General features: G+C 73.3%; 15 protein-coding genes. 6 read left to right on the forward strand and 9 right to left on the reverse strand.

Going from position 1 to position 21,110, the window contains the following annotated elements; all coding sequences use genetic code 11:
* The first annotated feature begins 96 nt into the window (after nucleotides 1-96).
* Complete coding sequence (locus ACFW22_RS24120; protein ID WP_386408199.1) at nucleotides 97-1,956, forward strand: FUSC family protein; 1,860 nt, start codon at nucleotides 97-99, stop codon at nucleotides 1,954-1,956.
* 73 nt (nucleotides 1,957-2,029) lie between these two features.
* Here the strand turns inward: ACFW22_RS24120 and ACFW22_RS24125 are convergent, their stop codons facing one another.
* On the reverse strand, nucleotides 2,030-4,360 hold the full coding sequence (locus tag ACFW22_RS24125) for an FdhF/YdeP family oxidoreductase (RefSeq protein ID WP_386408201.1): 2,331 nt from the start codon (nucleotides 4,358-4,360) through the stop codon (nucleotides 2,030-2,032).
* Between the two features lie 214 nt (nucleotides 4,361-4,574).
* On the opposite strand from ACFW22_RS24125, the gene ACFW22_RS24130 reads away from it, so the two are divergent.
* The gene (locus tag ACFW22_RS24130) at nucleotides 4,575-5,642 is read left to right on the forward strand and encodes a Dyp-type peroxidase (protein WP_386408203.1); all 1,068 of its coding nucleotides are present in this window, start codon (nucleotides 4,575-4,577) and stop codon (nucleotides 5,640-5,642) included.
* The gene (locus tag ACFW22_RS24135) at nucleotides 5,639-6,454 is read left to right on the forward strand and encodes a family 1 encapsulin nanocompartment shell protein (RefSeq protein ID WP_386408205.1); all 816 of its coding nucleotides are present in this window, start codon (nucleotides 5,639-5,641) and stop codon (nucleotides 6,452-6,454) included. The genes ACFW22_RS24130 and ACFW22_RS24135 overlap by 4 nt, the downstream gene beginning before the upstream one ends.
* A gap of 78 nt (nucleotides 6,455-6,532) precedes the next feature.
* On the opposite strand, the gene ACFW22_RS24140 is transcribed toward ACFW22_RS24135, so the two are convergent.
* A complete protein-coding gene (locus tag ACFW22_RS24140; protein ID WP_386408207.1) occupies nucleotides 6,533-7,393 on the reverse strand; it encodes a hypothetical protein in 861 nt (286 codons plus the stop codon).
* 7 nt (nucleotides 7,394-7,400) lie between these two features.
* Complete coding sequence (locus ACFW22_RS24145) at nucleotides 7,401-7,865, reverse strand: GreA/GreB family elongation factor (protein ID WP_386408209.1); 465 nt, start codon at nucleotides 7,863-7,865, stop codon at nucleotides 7,401-7,403.
* A gap of 226 nt (nucleotides 7,866-8,091) precedes the next feature.
* Between ACFW22_RS24145 and ACFW22_RS24150 the strand changes: the two genes are divergently transcribed.
* Both ACFW22_RS24150 and ACFW22_RS24155 read left to right on the forward strand, forming a co-directional pair.
* Complete coding sequence (locus ACFW22_RS24150) at nucleotides 8,092-8,757, forward strand: 1,4-alpha-glucan branching protein (RefSeq protein ID WP_386408211.1); 666 nt, start codon at nucleotides 8,092-8,094, stop codon at nucleotides 8,755-8,757.
* Nucleotides 8,758-8,973: 216 nt separating this feature from the next.
* On the forward strand, nucleotides 8,974-9,369 hold the full coding sequence (locus ACFW22_RS24155; RefSeq protein ID WP_386408213.1) for a DUF4440 domain-containing protein: 396 nt from the start codon (nucleotides 8,974-8,976) through the stop codon (nucleotides 9,367-9,369).
* 198 nt (nucleotides 9,370-9,567) lie between these two features.
* On the opposite strand, the gene ACFW22_RS24160 is transcribed toward ACFW22_RS24155, so the two are convergent.
* Nucleotides 9,568-10,461 carry a DNA/RNA non-specific endonuclease gene (locus ACFW22_RS24160; RefSeq protein ID WP_386408215.1) on the reverse strand — a complete coding sequence of 298 codons (894 nt, stop codon included), beginning with the start codon at nucleotides 10,459-10,461 and terminating at the stop codon, nucleotides 9,568-9,570.
* A 306-nt stretch (nucleotides 10,462-10,767) separates the two neighbouring features.
* Between ACFW22_RS24160 and rox the strand changes: the two genes are divergently transcribed.
* Nucleotides 10,768-12,195 (forward strand): rifampin monooxygenase, encoded by a 1,428-nt coding sequence (rox, locus tag ACFW22_RS24165; protein WP_386408217.1) that lies wholly within the window; start codon nucleotides 10,768-10,770, stop codon nucleotides 12,193-12,195.
* A gap of 133 nt (nucleotides 12,196-12,328) precedes the next feature.
* Here the strand turns inward: rox and ACFW22_RS24170 are convergent, their stop codons facing one another.
* The 5 genes from ACFW22_RS24170 to ACFW22_RS24190 all read right to left on the reverse strand — a co-directional run bounded on the left by ACFW22_RS24170 (nucleotide 12,329) and on the right by ACFW22_RS24190 (nucleotide 21,062).
* Nucleotides 12,329-15,298 carry an AAA family ATPase gene (locus tag ACFW22_RS24170; RefSeq protein ID WP_386408219.1) on the reverse strand — a complete coding sequence of 990 codons (2,970 nt, stop codon included), beginning with the start codon at nucleotides 15,296-15,298 and terminating at the stop codon, nucleotides 12,329-12,331.
* A gap of 226 nt (nucleotides 15,299-15,524) precedes the next feature.
* Nucleotides 15,525-17,219, reverse strand: a complete 1,695-nt coding sequence (locus ACFW22_RS24175) for a S8 family serine peptidase (protein ID WP_386408276.1) — start codon at nucleotides 17,217-17,219, stop codon at nucleotides 15,525-15,527.
* A gap of 873 nt (nucleotides 17,220-18,092) precedes the next feature.
* A complete protein-coding gene (locus tag ACFW22_RS24180; RefSeq protein WP_386408221.1) occupies nucleotides 18,093-18,956 on the reverse strand; it encodes a GNAT family N-acetyltransferase in 864 nt (287 codons plus the stop codon).
* 202 nt (nucleotides 18,957-19,158) lie between these two features.
* A complete protein-coding gene (locus ACFW22_RS24185) occupies nucleotides 19,159-20,058 on the reverse strand; it encodes a hypothetical protein (protein ID WP_386408223.1) in 900 nt (299 codons plus the stop codon).
* Nucleotides 20,055-21,062 (reverse strand): SPFH domain-containing protein, encoded by a 1,008-nt coding sequence (locus tag ACFW22_RS24190; protein WP_386408225.1) that lies wholly within the window; start codon nucleotides 21,060-21,062, stop codon nucleotides 20,055-20,057. The genes ACFW22_RS24185 and ACFW22_RS24190 overlap by 4 nt, the downstream gene beginning before the upstream one ends.
* Nucleotides 21,063-21,110 lie beyond the last annotated feature (48 nt).

Consider the following 21,110-nt stretch of genomic DNA (forward strand, 5'->3'; position numbering starts at 1 on the left):
CATGACCCACCCGTCCCAAGCCCCCGCCGGCCCACTCCCTCGCCCCGCGTTCCGCGTCGCCCCGCACTTCCCCGACGTCCACCGGCGGGGCGCCGCGTGCTGACCGGTCCGTGGCATCCGGCCGCCCGCTGGCGACGCGCCCTCTCCCCACGCGGGGCCCTCGCCCTGCACCGCGTGGACGGCGCGCTGTCCTTCGCACTGCGCGCCGCGCTGGCCATGGCCCTGTCCGCACTGCCGATGGCCCTCACCGGCCGGGCCGACCAGGCCGTCTACGCGATGCTGGGATCCTTCACCACCTCCTTCGGCCGCAATCTTCCGTACGCCCGCCGCATCCGCGTGCTGGCCGTCGTCGCGCTCGCGATGACCGCCTGCGTCGGCGGTGGCGTCGCGCTCGCGGCCTGGGCCCGTCCCCGGGACGGGGGAGCGGGCGCCGTCCTGACGGTCGTGGCCACGGCCCTGGTGGCCGGTTCCGCCAAGTTCGCCTGCGACGCGGCCCGGCTCGGCGGTCTCGGCGCCGTCCTGCTCCTCGTCTCCTTCGCGGTGGCCGCCAACGGCGCCGCCACCCCCGCGGACGTGCTCCCCCGGACCGCCCTGGCCGCGGGCGGCGCGGCGATCGCCTGGGCACTCGCCGTCGCGGGCTGGTTGGTGTATCCGGACCGCCCCCAACGGCTCGCGGTCGCCGCGGCCCTCCGCGAACTCGCCGACCTGTGGGACGCGGAGGGGCCGAGCGGTTCAGGCGGGACGGCGGACGGGGACGGCCCGCGGGACGTCCGGGGCGCCACGGGTGCCAGCGCTCCGGAGGGTGCCGACGGTCCGGGGAAGGCGGCCGTGCCCGCACGGCACCGGGCGACCGCCGCCGTGCTCCGGGCCTACCGGACGCTCGGCGTCCTCCCGCCCTCCGGCGCCGAATGGCACGGCCGGGGCGACACCTGCGTGCGCCTCACCGACCTCGCCTGGTCGCTGCTCGTCGGCTCCGTCCGCCGCCCGCCCGAGGACCCCGCCGGTCTGGCCCGCACCCTGCGCCGGCAGGCCCGGGTCCTCCTCGGCCGCCGACGCGGGGCCCCGCGGATCCTGCCCGACCTCGCGCTCCCCGTCCTGATCGCCCAGACCGGCACCCTCGCCCGGCCCGACTCCGCCGTGGATCCGGCCCGCACTCCCGGGCCCGCCCAGAGGCCGGTCGACCCGACCACCCTGCGCGCCACCGAGTTGCGGGCCGCCGAACTGGTGACGGGGCCGGCCCACGGCCGTACCGCCGTCCTCCTGGTGCCCGCCCTGCGGATGGTGCTCGGCACCGGGGTCGCAGGCGGCAGTGCCCTCGCCCTGGGCCTCGGGCACGGCTATTGGGCCGCGCTCTCCGCCGCTGCCGTCCTCCACTCGATCAACGTGCGGACGGCGGCACAACGGGCCGTCCAACGCACCCTGGGCACGGTCGTGGGCCTGTTGCTCGCCCTGGGGGTCCTCGCCCTGGAACCCCGACCGGTGGCCCTCGTCCTCGTCATCGTGCTCCTCGAGTTCTTCCTGGAGTACGTGGTGGCCCGCAACTACGGCCTCGGCGTCGTCTTCCTCACTCCGATGGCGCTCCTGCTGACCGATCTGGCCGCTCCCGCACCGGCCGGGACCCTCGTGCAGGACCGGGCCCTCAGCAGCGTGCTGGGCGTCGCCCTCGCGCTCGGCTGCGCACTGGTGGTGGTCCACGACCGGGCGGCCGTACGCGCCGAACGCGCCCTCGCCGCCTGCGCGGCGGCGTCGGAGCGGGCGGAAGGGGCCATCCAGGACGGGAACGCCGCTGCACTTCCCCTCGTCCAGGCGCGGCTCGCGGCGGCCGCGGTGGAGTTGCGGGAGGCCGACGACGCCGCGGCGGGCGAGCTCTGGCCGGCGGAGGTCGACCCCACCGAACTCGCCGCCGCCGAGCGGCGCGCCTACCTCCTGCTGGACCGGCTCGTCCGCCGGGGGTGAGCACCCCGCGCCCGTCGGCCCCGCGTCCGTCGGCCCCGCGTCCGTCGGCGCCGTTCCGCGGCGTCGCCCGTCGTCAGGCGGCGGGCTCGATCGTCACCTTCATGTGCTTCATGATCGGCTGGTCGCTCTGGGTGCTGTGGTCGCTCAGGGCGCAGAGCACGTTCATCTCCGGCATGTAGCCGGCGGCGCAGCCGCGGGGGATGTCGTACGGGACGGCGAGGTAGCCGTTCAGACGGCGTTGGCTGCCGTCCTTCGCGGTGCTGGTGATGTCGACGGGACCGAGGTCGGCGATTCCGCGTTCGCGCATGTCCGCGCGGTTCATGAAGACCAGGGTGCGGAGGTTCTTGATGCCCCGGTAGCGGTCGTCGTCGGAGTAGATCGTGGTGTTCCACTGGTCGTGGGAGCGCATGGTGCCGAGCGCCAGCGTGCCGGGGGCGGGCACCACGTCGGGGAGGGGGGCGCTGGAGAACTCGGCGCGTCCCGACGGGGTGCGGAAGACCAGTTCGCGGGCGGGTTGTTTGATGCGGAAGCCCAGCGGCAGGCGCACGCGCCGGTTGAAGTCCTCGAAGCCGTCGAGCGCCCGGGCCATGGTGTCCCGGATGCGGTCGTAGTCCTCGACGTACCACTCCCAGGGCGTGGCGCTGTCGGGCAGCGCCGCACGCGCCATGCCGGCGATGATGGCGGGCTCGGAGAGCAGGTGCGGCGAGGCGGGGCGCTTCATGCCGACCGACAGGTGCACCATGCTCATCGAGTCCTCGACCGAGGTGCTCTGGACGCCCTTGCGCTGGTGGTCCTTCTCGGTCCGTCCCAGGCAGGGCAGGATGAGTGCTTGCCGACCGTGCACGAGGTGGCTGCGGTTCAGCTTGGTGCTGACCTGGACCGTGAGCTCGCAGGTGCGCAGCGCCGCATGGGTGTACGGGGTGTCGGGTGCCGCGAGCGCGAAGTTTCCCCCCATCCCGACGAAGACCTTGATCTCGCCGCTGTGCATGGCCCTGATGCTCGCGACGGTGTCCTTGCCGTGGGCGCGCGGGGGGTCGATCGCACAGGCTTCGGCGAGCCGGTCGAGGAACTCCTCGCTCGGACGGTGGTCGATGCCGCAGGTCCGGTTCCCCTGGACGTTGCTGTGTCCGCGTACGGGGGAGGGGCCCGCACCCTCCCGACCGAGGTTGCCGCGGAGCAGCAGCAGGTTGACGATCTCCCGGACGGTGTCGACGCCGTGCTCGTGCTGGGTGACGCCGAGGCACCAGCTGACGATGGAGCGGTCCGCCTCGCCGTACGCGCGCGCGGCCTTGAGGATGTCGGCACGGCTCAGCCCCGACTGGCGCTCCAGCTCTTCCCAGGGAGTGGCCCCGCACAGCGCCCGGTACTCCTCGAAGCCGCTGGTGTGCCGTTCGATGAACTCGCCGTCCAGGGCCTTCGGGTCGGTCGACGACTGTTCCAGGATCGCCTTGGCCATGCCGCGGACGAGGGCCATGTCGCCGCCGATGCGCGGCTGGAGGTTGAGGGTGCTGGTCTTCGTCGGTTTGAAGAGGGCCATGTCCGTGAAGTCGTGCGGGACGATGGTGCGGGTGGCCGCCGCTTCCACGAGCGGGTTGACGTGCACGATCTGGGCGCCGCGGTGGTGCGCTTCGGCGAGGGCGGTGAGCATGCGGGGCGCGTTCGACGCGGCGTTGACGCCGAAGATGAAGAGGGCGTCTGCGGTCTGCCAGTCCTGGAGGTCGACGGTGCCCTTGCCGGTGCCCAAGGAGGCCTGGAGGGCGCGACCGCTCGCCTCGTGGCACATGTTGGAGCAGTCGGGCAGGTTGTTGGTGCCCAGTTCACGGGCCATCAGCTGGTAGAGGAAGGTGGCTTCGTTGCCCAGCCTGCCGGAGGTGTAGTAGGTGGCCTGATGGGGATCGTCGAGGCCGCGCAGGGTGCGGCCGACGAGCTCGAAGGCGTCCTTCCACGCGATGGGGACGTAGTGGTCCGTCTCGGGGTCGTAGACCATCGGCTCGGTGAGCCGTCCCTCGTTCTCCAGGTCGTAGTCGCTCCACCCGGAGAGCTCGGTCACCGAGTGGGCGGCGAAGAACTCGCGGCCGACCCGCTTGGGGGTCATTTCCCAGGTGACGTGCTTGATGCCGTTCTCGCAGATGTCCAGGTGGAGGCCCTTGGTGTCATCGGGCCAAGCGCAGCCGGGGCAGTCGAAGCCGGTGTTCTCGTGGTTCATCCGCATGATGGCGCGCGGGCCGTCGACCAGCGCGCGTTCCTTCAGGAGGAAGCGCGTCACGCTCTTCGCGGCGCCCCAGCCGGCGGCCGGATGGTGGTACGGGCGGAACCCGGGAGGGCCGTCGGGGGCGGGTCCCACCTGGTGCTCCGGGGGTGTTCCCCCGTCGCGGGCGGTGTTCTCGTCCTGGTCGCTGCTCAAGGATCTTCACCCTTTCGCCCTGCGAACGCACGGGCACGGTGGGACGGCAGGCCCCCTCGGGCAGGCTAAGTCCGCCGCTCCGAGCCCGCCAGCCGGTGGCCCCGGAAAGACGACGGGCCTCGGGGCGGTCGTGCCGGGCTGCGCACCGGATCGTGCACACCTACGCTGGCACCATCCCTTTCGTCCCTTTTATCGGTTTCCGTGTGGGAGCGCCATGGTCGTACCCCAGCCCGTCCTCAGTCCGCCGTCGAGGGCGGCCGTCTTCCTGGTCGTCACGGTCGACCCGGGAGGGGAGGCCGTGGTGCGGGAGGCGCTCCGGGAGTTGACCGGTCTGATCAGGTCCGTGGCGTTCCGTTCCCCCGAATCCGCACTCGGTTGTGTCGCCGGCATCGGTTCCGCGGCCTGGGACCGGATCGTCGGCGAGCCCCGCCCGCGCGCCCTGCACCCCTTCCGATCCCTGCAGGGGCCCCGCCATCGAGCCCCTGCCACCCCGGGTGACCTGCTCTTCCACGTGCGCGCCCGGCGCATGGACCTCTGCTTCGAACTGGCCCGGCTCATCATGGCCGCCCTGGACGGTGCGGTGACGGTGGTCGACGAGGTGCACGGCTTCGCCTACTTCGACGAGCGCGATCTGCTCGGCTTCGTCGACGGCAGCGAGAACCCCTCGGGAGCGACCGCGGCCGAAGCGGTCCACATCGGTGACGAGGACCCCGCCTTCCGGGGCGGCAGCTACGTCGTGGTGCAGAAGTACGTCCACGACATGGAGGCCTGGGACGCCCTCTCCGTCGAGCAGCAGGAGCACGTCATCGGACGCGGCAAGGCGTCCAACGTCGAGCTGCCCGACGAGGTCAAACCCGCGGACTCGCACGTGGCGCTCAACACCGTCACCGACGAGAACGGCGTCCCCCAGCAGATCCTGCGCGCGAACATGCCGTTCGGGCGGGTCGGCAGCGGGGAGTTCGGCACGTACTTCATCGGTTACGCACGGACCCCCGGGGTGACCGAGCGGATGCTCCGCAACATGTTCCTCGGCGACCCGCCGGGAAACACGGACCGCGTGCTCGACTTCTCCCGGGCCGTCACCGGCGGCCTGTTCTTCGTCCCCAGCGCCGACCTCCTCGACGACCTTCCGGCAGCGCAGCCCGCCGCCGACCTGCTCGACGACCTTCCGGCAGCGCAGTCCGCCGCCGACCTGCTCGACGACCTCCCCGCAGCGCAGCCCGCCGCCGGTGCCGTGCAGTCCCTCGGCATCGGCAGCCTGAAAGGAACCCGAGCCCCATGACGTCCTCCCGGGCCACCAGCAACCTGCACCGCGAACTCGCTCCGATCACCGCAGCCGCCTGGGCCGAGATCGACGAGGAGGCGCGCCGCACCTTCCGCCGCAACGTCGCGGGGCGCCGGGTCGTGGACGTCCCCGACCCGGTCGGCCCCGGGCTCTCCGCCGTGGGCACCGGCCACCTCTCCGCCCTGGCGGCACCCGCGCCCGGAGTCACCGCACGACTGCGCGTGGCCCGCCCCCTCGTCGAACTCAAGGTGCCCTTCACCGTCGACAGGGCCGCGGTGGACGCCGTCGAACGCGGTGCGAAGGACTCCGACTGGCAACCCGTCAAGGACGCGGCCCGCACCTTGGCGTTCATCGAGGACCGCATCGTCTTCGACGGGTACGGGGAGGCGGGCATCGAGGGGCTGCGCGCCCGCAGTTCCAACCCGGCGCTGCGGCTGCCCGCCGAGCCGCGCGACTACCCCGACGCGGTCAGCAGGGCCCTGACCTCGTTGCGGCTCGCCGGTGTCGACGGTCCGTACGCCCTGTTGCTCGGCGCCGACCAGTACCGGGCGGTCAGCGAGACGTCCGACCACGGTTACCCGATCGCGGCGCACCTCGCCCGGATGCTGGACGGCTCCCCGATCTGGGCCCCCGCCCTCGACGGCGGATTCGTCCTCTCCACCCGGGGCGGTGACTTCGAGCTGTGCCTCGGCCAGGACGTGGCCATCGGCTACACCGCGCACGACGCGACCAACGTCGAGCTCTATCTGTACGAGTCTCTGACCTCCTTCGCGTACACCGAGGAGGCCGTGGTGGTGCTGGAACCCTGAAGGACCCTCCCTCCGACCGCGGGACCTGCACCGCGGTGCAGGTCCCGCGGCCCGGGAGCGCCCGCAGGAGGAGGGTCGTCAGCTCCGCCACCACGGTTCCCGCACGTAGCGGCTCTCGTCACTCGTGCAGCCGAGGCCGTTGGAGACCTGCTCGGTGTCCAGGTTCCAGCCGACGACGCCATTGCCCTTGCGGCCGAGTTCGATCAGCCGGTCGCTCTCGGTCCGTGCGCCGTCCGTGACCTGGCACTCCACGACCGAGGTCCAGGACTGCCCGTTGAGCGCCGAGACGAAGGCCAGGACCGGCAGGACGACGACCGTGAGGCCCAGCGCCGCCCACTGCTCGATGCCGGCGGCCCGGCGCAGCCAGGCGGGCGGCCGGTAGCCGGGGTCGTGGTGTCCGGTGCGGTCCTGATCGCGCCGGCGGTGCGGCCGACGCCGTCCCGTGCGGTACTCCACGACCACGCCCTGCCGCAGGGCGAAGGCGGCGAGTCCGGTGGCGAGGCCCCACCACGGGCCGAAGAAGCAGGCGTCGATCACTCCCATGGCGATCGGGTTGACGAGGGTGAGGGCGGCCCGCTGGGCGGCCCGTGCCACACCGGTCCCGAGGGGCACCGCCCCGCGCGCGGCGAAGAGGGCGAAGACCACGCGGGAGACGACGACGGCGAGGACGGATCCCAGGAGCGGGTCCGTGATCACCATGCCGACCAGGATGCCGGGCCAGTTCGCCGGCTCCATGCCGACCAGCACGTCACGGATCGCGTTGCCGCCGCCGACCGTATAGGCGAGCTTGGTGACGGGCACGGCAATGGCGAGGGCCACCAGGACGGTGTGTCCGGGGCCGCCCTTGCGGTCCGTTTCCTTGAGCTGTTGCCGAGGGGTCCCGGAGCCGGCGCCCGATGTCGGCTCCGGGTGCTTGGCTTCCGTATGCGCTTCTCGCACGGTGCCGTCAACCGAGGGCGAGCACGATCGCGGTCGTCCGCCCTTCGGGCGTGTCGTAGCTGACGGCGTCTCCGGCGCGGCGGCCGAGCAGGGCGCGGCCGAGCGGACTGTCGGCGGTGACCAGGGTCGGGTCGAGGGCGCTCGCGAGCTCCCCGATCCGCACGGTGGATTCGGTGCCGTCCTCGAACCGTACGGTCACGCTGCTGCCCACCCCCACCGAACGGGTGCTCGGAGCCCCTGCGGCGGATCCCTCCCGGAGCCGCTCCTCGATCTCGGTGATGCGGGTGCCGAGGCGGTCGAGCTCGTCGGCGCGCTGCAGCTCGTCGGCCTGGTCGGCCCGGTCGCCCACCTCGCCGTCACCACCGTCCCGGAGGGTGGCGGCAACGGCCTCGCGCTCGGTACGTAGATCGGCGAGCTCGCGTTCCAGTGCCTCGCGGGCGACGGCGCTGATGGGCTCGGGTCCACCGGACATTGCTGCTCCCGACTCTGCGACGGCACACGGGGGTGCCATGAAAAAAAGGACATTTCGCAGATTATCAGTCATATGCTCGCCGGTCAGGGAGTCGTGGCGCTCGATCAAGAGCCCACGGGCCGAGTCGACCCGGTCTGTTAGGTTGCGGATCTCCGAGCCCGTCTCGACGTCCACCGGGTCCGGCCGGCGGACCCTCCGGGCCCCGGTCGAGAGGGAGGAACGCGCCATGGCCGTCATCCACCACACCACGATGCACCCCACCAAGCTGGAGCTGCTGAGCGCGTGGCTGCCCACCCGCGCCTGGTACGCCGACGGAACCGACCGGCCGCGCCCGGTCAACGCGGGAGGCTTTCGCCTCGACGACCCCGCGGGGGAGGTGGGCATCGAGTTCATGGCGGTCACCGAAGGCACCGGTCCGGACGCGGTCGCCCATCTGGTCCCGATGACCTACCGGGGCGCCCCGCTGGAGGGCGCGGAGCGGGCGCTCATCGGCACCTCCGAGCACGGTGTCCTCGGCACGCGCTGGATCTACGACGGCACCCACGACCCGGTGCTCGCCACCCAGTTGCACGCCCTGCTCACCGGCCGGGCCACGGCACAGCACCAGTCCCTGGACGACACGCCCGATGAGGCCGTCACCGTCACGCCCGCGGCGCCCGGCACCGGCGCCGAAGTCGAACTGGTACGCGTCGTGGACGGCCCCGACCACACCGACGTGGTGGTGCGCGAGGCCGGCGCGCCCGCGCCGGTGACGCTGCGGGTGTGCCGGGTCCTGCGCCCCGGCTCGGACACCGGGACGGGCCCCGGACTGGTCGAGGCCGCATGGCGACTTCCCGACGGGTCCACCGTCCGCGGCGCGTGCGCCGTGCTCCTCGCCGACACTGCCCGGTAGCGCACCCCGTCGTCAGGCGGGCGTCCGGGCAGGGGCGGGTGCCCGGACCGTCCCTGCCCGTCGGTGCTCCCGGCGGGTTCGCCCCGCCGTTCGGTCCTTGCGGCTGCCGACGTAGAGGGGCCCCTCGACGGCCTCGCCCCCAGGCCCTTCCCGCACCGGTGGATGCCCCTCCGTGCGGCTTGCGAACCCGCAGGTCAACCTGGGCAAGATGTTCCCATGAACAGGGAAGCGGATCGACAGGACGAAGACGGCGTGGCCGAGGCCATCGAGCGGGAGCTGCAGTTGCTGAGCCCGGCGGTGCGGTCGTCCAGGGCGCTGGCGGACCGCTTCTTCGATCCGGAATTCACGGAAGTGGGGGCCTCGGGGCGCAGATGGGACCGGGAGGCGATGCTCGCGGCGCTGCCGGCCATGCAGGGGGCGGTCGAGGACGGTCCGCAGCACGTGACCACCGGGATGACCGGCACCCTGCTTGCGCCCGGCATCGTGCACTTGACGTTCGAGACGGTACTGGACGACAGGCGGGTCCGGCGGAGTTCGATCTGGCGGAAGTCGGACGACGCCTCCGGGTGGCGGATCTACTACCACCACGCCACGCCCGTGCCGGAGGCATGAGCGGGGATCCGTTTCGTCGCTCTCCCCGGGGCCCGGAGGGGCGGGCCCCGGGTCGGGGGACACGCCTGACCCGGCCGCGCGGAGAGGCCCTCCCCGGCGGCAACGGGCCGGGCGGCGCGGCCCGTTCGGGCGTCCTGCCGCTCGATCGCCCGGTGACGTCCGGGTGCGGTCGGCGCCGCCGCTTCGGGGCGCCCGCCGTCACGGGTGCAGCACCGCATCGGCGTACGACCCCAGGCGCCGCCAGCGCTCCTCAGGCGCCCGCGACGGCGGCATGACGTCCACGTCCGGCAGCGGTCCGAGCTCCAGCTCGGTGATCTCCGCGACGTCGGCGACCGGCACCTGGTACGTGCGGAACGGACCGAGCGGCGGCGGCGCACCGGCGATCGCCCCCGCCAACGCGCGCTCCGCGTCGCGACTCAGATCGGGGCTCTGGTCGAGGACGTAAGCGGCGGAGGCGAGGGCTCCGTCCTGGAGGAACGCGGCCACCTTCCAGAAGCGCAGCGGCACCTGGAGGCCGCGGTAGGGCGGATCGGAGTCCTGGAGCACCGGGCCGGCAAGGACCGCCAGCTTCCGCTCGGCCGCGGCGGCATGGTCGAGGAGGTGGTTCTCCAGGCCCTGCCAGAGCTGTCGCCCCTGGTTGAAGACGTCCGACCGGGGCGCGGCGTTGGTGAAGTGGAAGGTGTCGGCGTCGGCCCGGTGCGCGACGGCAGGGTCGCCCCAGACCGGGTCGAGCCGACGGACCAGATGGCCCCGCTCCAGACCGTTGTTCCGGTAGACCTCGTGACCGGCCTGCTGCTCCTCCGGGATCCGGGGGTCGAAGACCCAGGTGCCGTCGCGGGGCACGTCCTCCAGGAGCTCCCGGCCGTCGATGCAGACCGCGGTCGAGGCCGCGAGCCTCCGGTCGGGCCGGAAGACCACGGTGAAGTGGGTGTACGGCAGGACCACCGTTTCGACGGAGGCGCGGGCCGGGAGCGCAAGGGGGACGACGGGGCCGAGGAAGGCCTCGTCGTAGCCGGTGCGGTCGGCGAGCGCGCCGCGGCGGGCGTCGACGGAGGGGAGCCCGGGAGGGAGGGGGCGATCGGAAGGACGCATGCGGTGTACCTACCGCGCGGAGGGGATCGGGTGTGGTGACGGACCGCGGGTCACCCGATCGGCCGCCCCCGGCGATCCGTCCGGAGCCGGGCCCCGATCGGCGGTCGACCACGAGCTTTCCGGCCGGACCCCGGTGATCCGAGGGCTTCGGCCGGAAGGACGACGGGGGAGGGAGGCAGAGGAGGGAAGGCGGGCCTCTCTCCGCCACTCCCAAGCTATAGCGCACCGGGGGCCTTGCGGCAAGGCCCCCGGTGCACCGCAGAATCTCTCCTTCGAACCAGGAACCACGGGGAACGGAACACGGGAATGACGGACGTGATCGTGGTCGGCGGCGGACCGACCGGCCTGATGCTCGCGAGCGAACTGCGCCTGCACGGGGTGCGGGTGGTCGTGGTCGAGCGGCTGACCGAGCCGACCGGGGAGTCCCGGGGACAGGGACTGCACGTGCGCAGCGTCGAGCTGCTGGACCAACGCGGCCTTCTGGAACGGTTCCGCGCGGTGAGCGAGCCGTTCCGGGTCGGCGGTCCCTTCGGAGGGGTGGTCAAGCCGTGGCCGGAGCGGCTCGACACGGCCCACCCGTACGGCCTCGCCACCCCCCAGCCGGTCACCGAGCGACTGCTCGGGGAACGCGCGCTCGAACTCGGCACCGAGATCCGGCGCGGTGGCGAATTCGTCGGACTCCAGCAGGACGCCGAGGGCGTGACCGCCTTCCTCGAGGACGGCACCGAGCTGCGCGGGCGTTACCTCGTCGGCTGCGACGGCGGCCGCAGCACGGTGCGGAAACTGCTCGGCGTCGGCTTCCCCGGGGAACCCGCCACCGTCGAGACGCTCCTCGGGGTCATGGAGGTGACTGCCGACCCGGCGACCGTCACCGCCGCGGTCGAGGAGGTCCGCACCACCCAACTGCGCTTCGGCATCACGCCCCTCGCGGAGGGAGGGTGCCGGATCGTCGTCCCCGCCGAAGGGGTCGCCGAGGACCGTACGGCGCCCCCGACCCTCGATGACTTCAAGACGCAGCTGCGGGCCTTCGCCGGCACCGACTTCGGCGTGCACTCGCCCCGCTGGCTGTCCCGCTTCGGTGACGCCACCCGGCAGGCCGAGCACTACCGGGTCGACCGGGCGTTCCTCGCCGGTGACGCGGCGCACGTCCATCCGCCCACCGGTGGCCAGGGCCTCAACCTCGGCATCCAGGACGCGTTCAACCTCGGCTGGAAGCTGGCCGCCGCGGTCCGGGGCTGGGCCCCCGAAGGCCTGCTCGACACCTACGAGGCCGAACGCCGTCCGGTCGGTGCCCGCGTCGTGCAGAACACCCGCGCGCAGATGGCGCTGCTCGGCACGGACCCGGGGGCGACGGCCCTCCGGGAACTCTTCTCGACGCTGATGGACTTCGAAGAGGTCAACCGGTACGTCACCGGAATGATCACCGCGGTCGACGTCCGTTACGACCTCGGCACGGGCCATGAACTGCTCGGTCGACGGCTGCGGGACCTGAGGCTGAAGCACGGACGCCTCTACGAGCTGATGCACCGGGGACGCGGACTGCTCCTCGACCGGACCGGCCGGCTCTCGACGGAGGGCTGGGCGGACCGGGTCGACCACGTCGTCGACGTCAGCGAGGAACGGGACGCGCCCGCCGTGCTGGTGCGCCCCGACGGCCACGTCGTCTGGGTCGGCGAACGGCCGGAGGAACTCCGGGGCAGCCTCGCCGAGTGGTTCGGCAGCGCCACCGACTGATGCGCCTGCGGAGTCCCACGGGGCACGACGGCGCCCCCACACGGGCCCCGGGGTGCCGGCAGCACTCCGCAGGAGCCTCCCGCACGGGGCGGGGAGCGGTCACCGACGGGGCGGGGCCCGGTGGCCCCGCCGTTCACGGGCGGAGCGCCGTCGCCAGTTGCGAGCGGGAGCGGACGTCGAGCTTCTGGTAGATGCGGGTGAGCCGCGCCTCCACGGTCTTCACGCTCAAGTACAGCTTTGCCGCGGCCTCCTGATTGCTCGCGCCCTGACCCACCAAGCGGGCCAGGCGCAGCTCCGCCTCGGTCAGCGAGGAGAGCACCGAGACCGGTTCCTCGCCGCCCGCGCCGGGACCGGGGACCTCACCCGCGGAGCCCGCCGGGGCCTCGCTCGCGAGGGCCAGCCACGGGGTCGCACCGGCCCGCTCGAAGACCGAGGCCGCCTCGTGCAGGGCGGCCTGCGCCGCCGACCGGCGGCGACGCCTGCGTTCGACCCGGGCCAAGGCGATCAGCGCCCGGCCCCGTTCCAGCGGCAGCCCGGCCCGCCCGAAGCTCTCGGCGGTCCGAGTGAGGAGTTCGGCCGCTTCGTCGGTCCGGCCCTCCGCCGCCAGGCACAGGGCATGGGCCCGGTCGCAGCCCAGCAGGACCGTGGACCGGCCCAACCGCTCTGCGACCGGCCGCACCTCCGCCAGGAGCGCCAGGGCCTCGTCGCCCGCGTCGTGCGCGAGCAGTGCCTCCGCCAGTTCCTCGTGCCAGCGCAACATCGACGGGTCCATCGTCGACTGGGCGCGCTCGTCGGCCTGGACCCGCCGCAGGGTCTCCAGGGCGGCGGCGACGTCACCGTTGATCAGTTGGATGCGGCCGAGCGCGTACCGGCTGCGGGAGAGGAAGACCCGGTCGCCCTCCTCCTCGGACGCCTGCACGCTGCGCCGGGCGTAGCTCGCGGCCCGTGCGAAACTGCCGCCGGCCGTCTCCGCGAGCGCCAGTGTGTACCAGGCGGGACCGGGGGAGAGCCCCGCTTCCAGGGTGAGCGCGAGGGACTGTCCCGCATGCGCGAGCGCGGCGGCGCAGGCCCCCCGGCGGGACTCGATCGCGGCCAGGGTGGAGAACAGTTCGATCGTGTCCTCGACCGAGCCGCGTCGCTGGACCAGCGGCAGGAGCGCGTTCAGCTCGTCCCGGGCGTCCGTCAGCCGGTCGTCGAAGAGCGCATGGCGGATCGTCAGGATCTGTGCGGCATTGCGAATTCCCAGCGGACGTTCGGCCAGTTCCAGGGCCCGTGCCTGAGCGAGCACCGCCTCCGCTTCGGGTGAGCCCAGGGCCCGCTCCATCCGCGCCTGCACCGTCAGCGCCTGGGCCGCGAGCCGTGGATCGCCCATCGAGGAGGCCAGCGCCGCCGACTCGACCGCCGCTGCTCGGGAACGCTCCGGGTCGCCGTCCGCCAACACGTACTTGACGGCCAGTCGTAGCTGGACGGCTGCCCGCAGCGCGGTGTTCCCCTCGGAGTCCTCCATGGCGTGGACGTACATCTCGTCGAGTCCGGTGAGCCCCTGGCCTGCGGTGTCGAGCACGGCGAGCCGCGCCCTGACCCGGTCGTACGGTGCTGCGTCCCGGGCGAGCAGATCGGTGGCGGCCCGCATCGCGAGGTCGGCACGGGCCGCCCGGGCGGCTTCCTCGGCGGCGTCGACGAGGCGTGTGATCCGCCGCTTCCCGTGCCGGCCGGGCGTCGACTCGGCGGCGAGCAGGGCGAGTTCGGCGGCGAGCGCACTGTTCCCGCGCCGGCGTGCCAGTTCGACGGCGGCAGCGACCTCGGCGGCCAGCTCTTCGTCCGGTTGCTCGGTGGCGAGGGCCCGGTGCCGCACTGCTTCGACGGGGTCGTCCACGACCTCCGCGAGCGCCGCGTGCCCGGCGCTCCGCTCGGCCCAACCGGCGTCGTGCACCAGGGTGGAGGGCAGCAGCCCCGCGGTGAAGGTGACCGAGCCGTCCTCGGAGAGCGACACCAGGTCGGCCCGCTCGGCCGCCGCGAGGTCGGCCTCCGCGGTCGGCCGCCCGGCCCGTCGGACCAGGGTCGCGGAGGGGCGCAGGGCGAGCGCGGCGAGCAACAGGGTTTCCCGTACGGCGGGCGGCGCGGCACCGAGGAGCTGCCGGGCGAGATCGCGGGCGCGTCCGGAGAGCGTCAGTGCTTCGGCGTGGTGCACGGGGGTGCGCGCGTCGGCGAGGGAGCGGCCCACGGCGAGCGCGAGCCGCGGGTTGCCGCCGCTCGCGCGGTGGATGCGGCCGGCCATCCGGGAGGGCAGCCGGTGGTGGATGAGGAGTTCTGCGATCTCGTCCGCCTGCAGGGGCGGGACGCGGAGCACGTCCGCCTCTGACGGGACCCAGAGGTGTGCGGCGTGCGGGTCCTCGGCGCGGTGGACCTCGCGGTACGGCTCGTGGACCTCGGCGTAGGGCTCGGGGGTCTCCACGGCCACGACCCGCAGCGCGGGCGGCGCCAGGTGGAGGGCGAACCGCAGCAGGTCCGCGCTGTCCGCGTCGATGTGCTGCACGCCGTCCACGATGAGCAGGACGGGGCCGCGGCAGGTCAGGGCGCGCAGGATCCGTGCGATGCCGAGGCGCAGTGCGATCGGGTCCCAGCCCCCGGCATCGAGCGGAGCCTCACGGCAGAGCATAGCGACGGCGGTCCGCTGGGGTCCGGGCAACTGGTCGAAGACTCCGGAGGAGAGCACGCCCGAGTCGAGCACGCCGGAGTCGAGGGCTTCGGCCGGTGGCGTGCCGGCGCCGGCCGGGTCGGAGGCGGGTCCCCCGGCCGTGAACGGCTCGGACGGGGGGCGGCCGGCGCCGAGGCCGGGCCAGGTCACCGTGGCCGCGACCGAGGCCACCAGCGCTGCGGCGGCGGCCCCGGGGATCTCGCGGTCGGAGGGCAGGGTGGCGAGCCAGAGCACGGTCTCGCCGCGCGCCTCGGCGCGGGCGGCTTCCGCGAGGGCGACCTCGGTCTTGCCGACGCCGGCCGGCCCGGTGAGCAGTGCCCGGCCCCGGGTGTGCAGGGCGCGTTCGAGCCGGGTGAGGAGCTCTTCCCGGCCCACCGGGGCAGGGCTCTGCGGAGCTGTCGTCACTGTCCATCACCTCCGGCCCCTGGGGGCCCGGCCCATGGACCCCGTGCGCAGAGGATACGGAGCCCGCCGGTGGAGTCCAGGCCCGGTGTCCGACATACGGACAGTGGGCTCTGGACGGATGCGCTCCCACAACGACAGGACGCGCCAGTGGTGTAGACCACTGACGCGTCGCTGACCAGCAATGATGCTGATGTGGGGGGTGGTTCAGAGGGGAAGCTGTGGTGCCTTAGAAGGTGAGGCTCCACGAGTCGATGTAGCCGGTGTCACCCGAGGCCACATCGCGGACCCGAAGCTGCCAGGTGCCGTTGGCGACCTCGCTGGACGCGTTGACCGTGTACGTGGCGATCACGTTGTCGGCGCTGTCCCGGGAGGAGGACGTCTTCAGGTTGCGCACCGTGCCGTCGGGGGCGATCAGGTCGATGACCAGGTCCCCGCGCCAGGTGTGCTTGATGTCCACGCCGACCTTGAGGTCGGAGGGGGCGTTGCCCGCGAGGCCGGTGACGGCGATCGAGGAGTACGAGGTGCTGTTGTCCGAGATCGACACGTTCGTCGAGTTCGTGAAGACGCTGCCCGCCGGCGGGGCGGAGGTGACGGCCTCGACGGTCTTCGCCGCATCGGCGATGCCGGCGCCGCAGCCGCCGGAGCAGGTGCCGGGCAGCGGACGGGCGTTGGCCTTGATCGCGGACTCGATCTCGGCCGGGGTGAGGCTGCTCTTGGCCGACTTCAGCAGCGCGGCGAGGCCGGCGATGTGCGGCGCGGCCATCGAGGTGCCCTGGTAGGGCTTGTAGTTCTCGGTCGACTGGGTCGTCGCACCCGAGTTCAGCGTGGAGTAGATGCCGTTCTCGGGGGTGGTGACGGTTCCCGGGGTGTCGGTCGAGCGGCGGGTCTCGCCACCGGGGGCCGACACGTCCACGAGGGAGCCGTAGTTGGAGTAGAAGGACCGGTTGCCCTCGCGGCTGGTCGACGCCACGGTGATGACGTTGGAGCAGTTCGCGGGGGTGAAGCCGGAGGTGTTCGCGTTGCTGTTGCCCGCGGCGACGACGACCGTGGTGCCGCGCGAGACGGCGCCGTTGATCGCGTTCTGGTAGATGCTCGGGCAGCTGGAGCTGGCGCCGCCCAGGCTGAGGTTGATGACCTTCGCCGGGGTCGCGTTGGCCGGGACGCCCGGAACGCTGCCGCCGGAGGCCCAGGTGATGGCGTCGGCGATGTCGGAGGACGAGCCGCCGCACTTGCCGAGCACGCGCACGGGCTGGATCTTCGCGTTGTACGCGATGCCCGCGATGCCCTTGGTGTTGTTCGTGGTCGCGGCGATGGTGCCGGCCACGTGCGTGCCGTGCCAGGACGAGTTGGAGGCCTTGGAGCCGGTGCCGCACTCGCCGTCGGTGGCGTTCCAGTCGCCCTCGTCCTTCGGGTCCGCGTCGCGGCCGTTGCCGTCGCGGGCGTCGGCGGACGTGGAGATGAAGTCGTAACCGGCGACGATGTTGGACGCCAGGTCCGAGTGGGCGGCGTAGCCGGTGTCGATCACGGCGACGGTGACGCCGGAGCCGGTCGTCTTGTCCCAAGCCGAAGGAACGTTCATGCCACCCGTGGCCTCGAACAGGTCCCACTGCTTGGCGTAGTCGGTGTCGTTCGGGGTGACCGCCATCGCGTAGGCGCGGATGTCGGGCTCCACCGAGGCGACGGACGGGTCGGCACGGAACGCGTCCATGACCTTCGTCACGTCCTGCTTGGTCGCCTTGTCGCCGAGGTCGACCAGGGCGCTGCCGCCGGCGAGGCGGCGCTCGAAGGAGAGCTTCTTGCCCGTCTTCGCGGCCTTCTCGGCGGTGTCGCTCTTGGCCGCGGCGTTCGAACCGGCCTCGGCGGCCTGGTTCTTGTAGGTGACGATCACCTTCTCGACGGGGGCGCTCGGGAGCGTCCGCATCGTCTGCGAAGCCGGAGCCGGCTTCGGGGTGGCAGCGTCCGGGGCGGCGGCGAACGCCCCGGAGGTCGTGGCAGCGGCACCGAGGATCGCGGCGCTCGCGACCACGGATATGACTCTCCGCCTGGAACCGTTCAAGGTGTGGCCCTTTCGAGTACGACGTAACTGCGGAGCAGTGGCGACGGCGCGGGACGTACGGAGCGAAGTGGGGTCGCGGTCCGTCGGTCCCTGGGCTTGGGGGGCCCGTGCGCCGCCACCGGCGCGACGGCCCGGGTCAAGGCCGCCACTGGCGGACGCCACCCTCCACATGCACCTGTCAGAGTGCGGTCGGGGGATGATATCTGCCGGTGCGGAGGACAGTAGGGAACGGGGGGGTGAACCCGATACGGGGAAAACCCTTGTCACCCCTCATCGGGCGGTGGGGGTTCGGGGGAGGGGAGCGGGGAACGCGCTGCGGAGACACGTGCTCGACGACCCTCCGGCCTTGCCCCGACCAGGACTTGGGCAGGTGACGCGCGGGTGGCCCACGGTTGCCCGCGGCCCCTTCCCGGAGCGTCGTGACGACCCGGGAGGACTTGAGACCGGCGCGCCCCCACCCGAGGGGCGAGGGGTGATTAAGGGGCAAAACGTGCTAGTCATCGCGAAATTCGGGTGAATGGACGCTACGGCCGTGCGGAGTTCGCCCGGAGCGCCGCAGCGGGCGAGGCGTGCTGGACTGCCCGAGCTCCTCCGGGCGGGACCCGGGAGGAGCGGTCCGTCGCCGCTCCGGGGAGGCGGCGGGTGCGCGGGTCGTGCCGTCAGGGCGTGCCGCCGGTGCTGCGGACGGACCCGAACGGCCGGGGCGCGGGGCCGGCGTACCGGGGTCTCCCGACCCCGTCAGCCGAGTTCGAGCGTGGTGACGCCGAAGACGCGCTGCCGTGCGATCGGGCGGACCGGGCCCGTGTACATCCTGGCCGTCTCGAAGGTCGGCTCCAGGCCGCGCTGCCGCGCCAGCAGGGCCGCTGCCGGATTCGCCTCCGGCACGTCGACCGCGATCCGGTCCGCGCCGAAGTCCCTTGCCGCGGCGGCGAGCCCGTCCAGAAGGGCGCCCGCGTCCGCCGGGGTGTCCGCGAAGAGGGGGCCGATCCTCGCCTCGGCCTCCGCGGGACGCACCACCCCGTACCCGGTCATGCGCCCGTCGACCACCCGCACCAGTGCACGGTGTCCCGGAGTGGTCAGCCAGGCGGAGAGGAACCGCGGCCGATCGGCGTGGTGACAGTCGGCGTCGTACGCGGCGAGGGCGGCCGGATCCACCGAACCGGCCGCCACCAGACCGGACGCCGGCCGCTCGGGCGGTGCTGCCTCGCCCACGTACCGCGCGGTGCGGTGCGCCGTGGCGAAGCCGGAGCGCCGGTAGTTGTCCTGCTGCTCCGGCACCCCGTCGAGTCCGACGGTCCGACCGCCCGCGTGGGAGAGGGCGGTCCGCCAGGTCGTCAGCCCGTGCCCGAGGCCGCGGAGTTCGGGGCGGACGAGGTAGAAGCCGAGGAACGCGTAGGAGTCGTCGTAGGTGACGACGGAGACGGCGGAGACCGGTTCCCCGTCGATCCGGCCCAGGAAGAAGCCCCGGGGGTCCTGGGCGAAGAACGCGGGAATGTCCGCACGCCCGGGATTCCACCCCTCCGCCGCGGCCCAGGAGCGCACGAGTGCCCATTCCCGGGGCGTGGCGGGCGAGACGGACAGCGGACCGGAAGAGGAGGGCACGGGGACGTCCTTCGGTGACGCGGAGGGGGCGGGTGATCGAAACCGGTCAAATCGCCCCGAGCATAGCGTCCTGGCGAAGCGGGCGGCCCCCGCGCCGATCGGTTCCGGCCGCATGTCGAGCGGTCGTCCCCGTCGGGGCCCCTTCGGCGCGGCCGGACGCGCACGGGGTGCGGGCGTCGACGGAGCGGGCCCTTCGGTCCGTTCAGTGGACCAGGTGCAGGCGGCTCGCCGCCGCGGACAGCCGGATGGTCTGACCCCACGTCAGTTCCAGTGCGTCCGACTCGATGCCGTCGCCGAACGCGACCAGACGGTCCGACTCGACCGTGAGGCGCAGCCCCCGCCCCGTCTCCAGGAGGCCCTCGACCCGGGTGGTGCCGGTCGTCGGCGACGGCCATGCCTCCCGGACGAACCAGGCCAGCCGGGCGTCCGACGGAGCGGGCAGGACCAGCCTGTCGGAACGCTGCTCCCACAGCGAGCGGAGCCATCCCGTGGCCCCCGTGCCGGTGCCGACCAGCACGCCCGAGGAGGCCTGGGCCTCGGCCGGTGCGTCCGTGCCGTCGAGGCCGAGCGTGTAGCGGGCGGTCTGGTGGCCGGGCGTGCCGACGTAGATCTCGTTCAGCGCGAGCAGTCGTTGCGCGTCGTCGGTGACGGCCTCGACCATCGTCAGCTCGTCGATCTCCGCCCGGGCGTCCGCGGCGTGCGGCAGCAGCAGTCGCGCCCGGTCCGGACGGTGCCGCACGAGGACGCCCGGGTTGCGGCCGGGGTCCGCATCGATGCCGACGACGGGCTGCCCGGTCAGGTACTTGGCCGTGTTGGCGACCAGGCCGTCCTGTCCGACCACCACGACGACGTCCTCGGGGCCGAACAGGAACCGGTCCAGGTCGGCCCGTTCGACCCGGGTGTGACGCCAGGCCAGCGGAACCGCCCCGGCGACTTCCGCGAGCGCCTGCCGGGTCCGCTCGTGCCTCGCGCGCACGGCGTCGATCGAGCGACCGCGCGCGGAGAGGAAGAACGCGGCCTGCCCGTGCGTCCCGTGTCGGGCGAGCAGTTCCTCGTACTCCGTGGTGCGGTGCACGAGCACCGCGCGCGGGGCGAGGCTCACGGTCGGTCCCCGCCCTCGCCGAGCTTGGCGAGCAGCCCCGTCAGCACGTCGGGGGAGAGCGTGAGGTGCTCGATCCGGGGCAGGTTCTCCGCCGCCCGGGTCGCGGCGAGCGCGTGCAGGGTGGCGGGCGCGGCCTCCGCGTGCGCCCGCAGCCATGCGGACTGGGCCCCGGCGCGTGCCTCGCCGACCTCCCGTGCGGCCTCCGCCTCCGCCCGGGCCAGCCTGACCTTCCGCACGGCCTCGGCCTCGGCCCGCACGGCGTCGGCTGCGGCGTTCTCCTCGGCCTCCCGGCGCGCGTTGGTGCCGCGCTGTTCGACGAGCCGCTCCTCCTGTCGCGCCAGCTCGATCTTGCTGGCGAGTTCGTTCTCGGCGATGGCCCGTTCGCGCTCGACGGCGACCGCGCGGCGCTCGTACGTGGCCCGATCGGCCTCCTGCTGGATCTGTTCGCGGGCGGGGGTGCGCAGGGCCCGCTCCACCTCGGGTTCGGGCCGGATCGCGACCACCCGGACCGCGACCACTTCGATGCCGGTGTCCGGGAGCCGGGGTTCTGCGGCGAGTCCGGCGGCGATGCGCTCCCGCACCGCGGCGACGCCGTCGACGAGCGCGGCGGCGAGCGCGGTGCGGGCGAGGACGTCGAGCGCGTGCTGCTGGGCGGTCTCGGTGAGCAGGGTGGCGATCTGCTCCAGCGGGGTGCCGCGCCACGCACCGGTGTCCGGGTCGACGGAGAAGTCGAGGCGGGTGGCCGCCGCGCCCGGATCGCCGATCCGGTACGTGACGGTGGACTGCACGCTCACGTCCTGGAAGTCCGCGGTGCGGGCGTGGAAGGCCATGGCCAGCTCGCGGTCGTTCACCGGGACCTCCGAGAGGGCCGCGGCGAGCGGACGGAACCAGAAGCTCAGCCCCGTGCCGTCGTGGACGAGCCGGCCGCGGCGGTGGTGGCGGATGTGGGCGGTGGGTGCGGAGCGCAGGTGCCGCCAGCCGGCCCGCCGGGTGATGTCAGCCATGAGAACCCCCTTGTCGTCGAATTGACGATAGTGGGGTTCTCGGTTTTT

Origin of the sequence: Streptomyces sp. NPDC058872 (assembly GCF_042743065.1) — a bacterium.
GTDB lineage: Bacteria > Actinomycetota > Actinomycetes > Streptomycetales > Streptomycetaceae > Streptomyces.

Bases quoted from the DNA above. Each gene is read 5' to 3' on its own strand.
- ACFW22_RS24130 (WP_386408203.1), top strand. From the start codon at position 4,575: ATGGTCGTACCCCAGCCCGTCCTCAGTCCGCCGTCGAGGGCGGCCGTC.
- ACFW22_RS24135 (WP_386408205.1), top strand. From the start codon at position 5,639: ATGACGTCCTCCCGGGCCACCAGCAACCTGCACCGCGAACTCGCTCCG.
- ACFW22_RS24145 (WP_386408209.1), bottom strand. From the start codon at position 7,865: ATGTCCGGTGGACCCGAGCCCATCAGCGCCGTCGCCCGCGAGGCACTG.
- ACFW22_RS24150 (WP_386408211.1), top strand. From the start codon at position 8,092: ATGGCCGTCATCCACCACACCACGATGCACCCCACCAAGCTGGAGCTG.
- ACFW22_RS24155 (WP_386408213.1), top strand. From the start codon at position 8,974: ATGAACAGGGAAGCGGATCGACAGGACGAAGACGGCGTGGCCGAGGCC.
- ACFW22_RS24160 (WP_386408215.1), bottom strand. From the start codon at position 10,461: ATGCGTCCTTCCGATCGCCCCCTCCCTCCCGGGCTCCCCTCCGTCGAC.
- rox (WP_386408217.1), top strand. From the start codon at position 10,768: ATGACGGACGTGATCGTGGTCGGCGGCGGACCGACCGGCCTGATGCTC.
- ACFW22_RS24175 (WP_386408276.1), bottom strand. From the start codon at position 17,219: ATGCGGACGCTCCCGAGCGCCCCCGTCGAGAAGGTGATCGTCACCTAC.
- ACFW22_RS24190 (WP_386408225.1), bottom strand. From the start codon at position 21,062: ATGGCTGACATCACCCGGCGGGCCGGCTGGCGGCACCTGCGCTCCGCA.